Origin of the sequence: Thioalkalivibrio sp. (assembly GCF_007692535.1) — a bacterium.
Taxonomy (GTDB): Bacteria; Pseudomonadota; Gammaproteobacteria; order Ectothiorhodospirales; family Ectothiorhodospiraceae; genus Thioalkalivibrio.
The window spans coordinates 1-3,498 of record NZ_REBW01000023.1 but is presented as its reverse complement, the minus strand read 5'-3'; the positions used below and the strand labels follow the sequence as shown (position 1 = coordinate 3,498).

At 63.9% G+C, this 3,498-nt stretch carries 2 protein-coding genes; both read right to left on the bottom strand.

The window, feature by feature from the left end; genetic code table 11:
* Positions 1-2,912: DNA-directed RNA polymerase subunit beta (gene rpoB / locus EA346_RS00355; RefSeq protein WP_296754210.1), on the bottom strand; the 2,912-nt coding region annotated here is incomplete at its 3' end.
* Positions 2,913-3,040: 128 nt separating this feature from the next.
* The gene (rplL, locus tag EA346_RS00350) at positions 3,041-3,418 is read right to left on the bottom strand and encodes a 50S ribosomal protein L7/L12 (RefSeq protein ID WP_296754208.1); all 378 of its coding nucleotides are present in this window, start codon (positions 3,416-3,418) and stop codon (positions 3,041-3,043) included.
* Positions 3,419-3,498 lie beyond the last annotated feature (80 nt).

The window sequence follows — 3,498 nt, the reverse complement described above, 5'->3', positions numbered from 1 at the left end:
CGCTGCTGGTCGCGCAGGTCCTTGCGCACGCCGGCCAGGTCGGACTCCTCGATGGAACGGGCGCGGGCATCCTTTTCGACGCCATCCCGGGTGAAGACACGCACATCGATCACCGTGCCCTCGATGCCGGACGGAACCCGCAGCGAGGTGTCCTTCACGTCCGACGCCTTCTCGCCAAAGATCGCACGCAGCAGCTTCTCTTCCGGGGTCAACTGGGTCTCACCCTTGGGCGTGACCTTGCCCACCAGGATGTCGCCCGTGCGTACCTCGGCCCCGACATAGACGATGCCCGACTCGTCCAGCTTCGCCAGCAGCGATTCGGACACGTTCGGGATATCCGCGGTGATCTCCTCCTGGCCCAGCTTCGTGTCGCGGGCGACACAGTTGAGCTCTTCGATATGGATGGTGGTGAAACGGTCCTCCTGCACCACCCGCTCGGAGATCAGGATCGAGTCCTCGAAGTTGTAGCCGTTCCAGGGCATGAAGGCGACCATCATGTTCTGGCCCAGCGCCAGTTCACCCATGTCGGTGGAGGAACCGTCCGCAAGCACGTCGCCGCGGGCGATCACGTCACCAACGTTGACCAGTGGGCGCTGGTTGATGCAGGTGTTCTGGTTGGAACGGGCGTACTTGGTCAGGTTGTAGATGTCGACCCCAGGCTCGCCGGGTGCCGTCTCCTCGTCATTCACCCGCACCACGATGCGCGCCGCGTCGACCGAGTCGACGGAGCCGCCGCGCGTGGCGACGATCGCGGAACCGGAGTCGATCGCGACGGTACGTTCGATACCGGTGCCGACCAGCGGCTTCTCCGCGCGCAGGCAGGGGACCGCCTGACGCTGCATGTTGGAACCCATCAACGCGCGGTTGGCGTCGTCGTGCTCCAGGAAGGGCACCAGCGCCGCGGCGACGGAGACGATCTGCTTCGGCGACACATCCATGAACTGGATCTTGTCCGGAGTGGAGATCGTGAACTCGTTCTGGTGGCGGCAGGAGACCAGGTCGTCGGTCAGATGCCCCTCGCCATCCATCGCTGCGTTGGCCTGGGCGATCACGTACTGGCTCTCCTCGATGGCGGAGAGATAGACGATCTCGTCGGTGACCTTGCCCTCGGCGACCTTGCGGTACGGCGTCTCGAGGAATCCGTAGCGGTTGGTGCGGGCATACACGGCCAGCGAGTTGATCAGCCCGATGTTCGGGCCTTCCGGCGTCTCGATCGGGCAGACGCGGCCGTAGTGCGTGGGGTGCACATCGCGCACCTCGAACCCGGCCCGTTCGCGGGTCAGACCACCCGGCCCCAGGGCCGAGATCCGGCGCTTGTGGGTGACCTCGGACAGCGGGTTGTTCTGGTCCATGAACTGCGACAACTGGGACGAGCCGAAGAACTCCTTGACCGCCGCCGCCACGGGCTTGGCGTTGATCAGTTCCTGCGGCATCAGGCCTTCGCTCTCGGCCACCGTCAGGCGCTCCTTCACCGCGCGCTCGACGCGCACCAGGCCCAGCCGGAACTGGTTCTCGGCCATCTCGCCCACGCTGCGGATGCGGCGGTTGCCCAGGTGGTCGATGTCGTCGGTGCTGCCGATGCCGTTACGCAGGTCGATCAGGACCTTGAGCACGTCGAGGATGTCCTCGGGCGAGAGCACACCCGGACCCTCGTCGGTGTCGCGGCCGACGCGGCGGTTGAATTTCATGCGGCCGACGGCGGACAGGTCGTAACGGTCCGCGGAGAAGAACAGGTTGCCGAAAAGATTCTCGGCGGCATCCTTGGTTGGGGGCTCACCCGGACGCATCACCCGGTAGATGTCGACCTGGGCCTCGAGTTGGGTACGGTTCTGGTCCAGACGCAGGGTGTCGGAGATGAACGGGCCACGGTCGTAGTCGTTGGTGTAGATGATGTCGAACGAGTCCACGCCGACGTCCCGCAGCTTGTCGAGCAGCGGCTCGGTCACCAGGGCGTTGGCCTCGGCGAGTACCTCGCCGGTTTCCTCGTCGACGATATTGCGGGCGAGCGCCCGGCCGAGGATGTAGTCGTCGGGGACCGTCAGGCTCTTGATACCCGCTTTCTCGACCTCGCGAATGTGCCGCGGCGTGATGCGACGGCCGGCCTCGACGATGAGACGGTCGCCGTCGAAGATGTCCACCACCGCGTTCTCCCCGCGCAGGCGATCGGCAACCAGCTCGAGTTCCGCGCCGGCGTCGAGCAGGCGAACCGAATTGAACTCGAAAAAGGTGCTGAGGATTTCCTCGGTATCCATGCCCAGCGCACGCAGCAGCACGGTCGCCGGCAGCTTGCGGCGGCGGTCGATGCGCACGAACACCCCGTCCTTGGCGTCGAACTCGAAGTCCAGCCAGGAACCGCGGTAGGGAATGATACGGGCGTTGAACAGCAGCTTCTGGGAACTGTGGGTCTTGCCCTTGTCGTGATCGAAAAACACGCCCGGGGAACGGTGCAGCTGGGACACGATCACCCGCTCGGTGCCGTTGATCACGAAGGTCCCGTTCTCGGTCATCAGGGGCAATTCGCCCATGTAGACCTCCTGCTCCTTGACCTCCTTGACCACCGTGGTGCCCGCAGGGGCCTCCTTGTCGTTGATCACCAGACGCAGCATCACACGCAGCGGAGCGGCGAAGGTCACCCCGCGGATCTGGCACTCCTTGACCTCGAACAGCGGCTCGCCCAGACGATAGGAGACGTACTGGAGCTGCACATGGCCGGAGTAGCTGACGATCGGGAACACCGACTGGAACGCCGCATGCAAGCCCGTCGCCTCACGCGTTTCGGGGGCGGCATCGGCCTGGAGGAAATCCCGATATGACGCCAACTGGGTCTCCAGAAGGTAGGGAACCTCGAGAATCTGTGGGCGTTTGCCGAAATCCTTGCGGATTCGCTTTTTTTCGGTATAACTGAGGGTCATGGGATACCTCGACTGCAACAGGGGTCATCGGGTGGCGCGGCGTCACCACCACGGGCCAAGGCTGGCGGTCTTACGGCCGCCAGCCTTGCGGTTCCGGACTAGGTCACGAAGCAACTGACAGGAACGCCTTACTTCAGCTCGACAGAAGCGCCGGCCTCTTCGAGTTCCTTCTTCATCTTCTCGGCTTCATCCTTGCTGGCGTCTTCCTTCACGGTCGCGGGCACGCCTTCGACCAGGTCCTTGGCCTCTTTCAGGCCAAGGCCGGTCAGCGCGCGAACGACCTTGATCACGCCGACCTTGTTGGCGCCGAAGCTGGTCATCATGACGTTGAACTCGTCCTTGACCTCTTCCACAGCGGCCTCACCGGCGGCGGCGGCAGGAGCCGCGGCCACGGCGGCAGCAGCCGACACGCCGAACTTCTCTTCCATGGCGCTGATCAGGTCCACGATCTCGAGAACGGTCATGTTGCCGATCGTTTCCAGAATTTCCTCTTTCGAAACTGCCATCTTGATTCTCCTAATGGGCTACCGCCCGGCTATTCAGAAATGTTTCAGGCGGCTGCCTGCTTTTGATCACGGATCGCTGC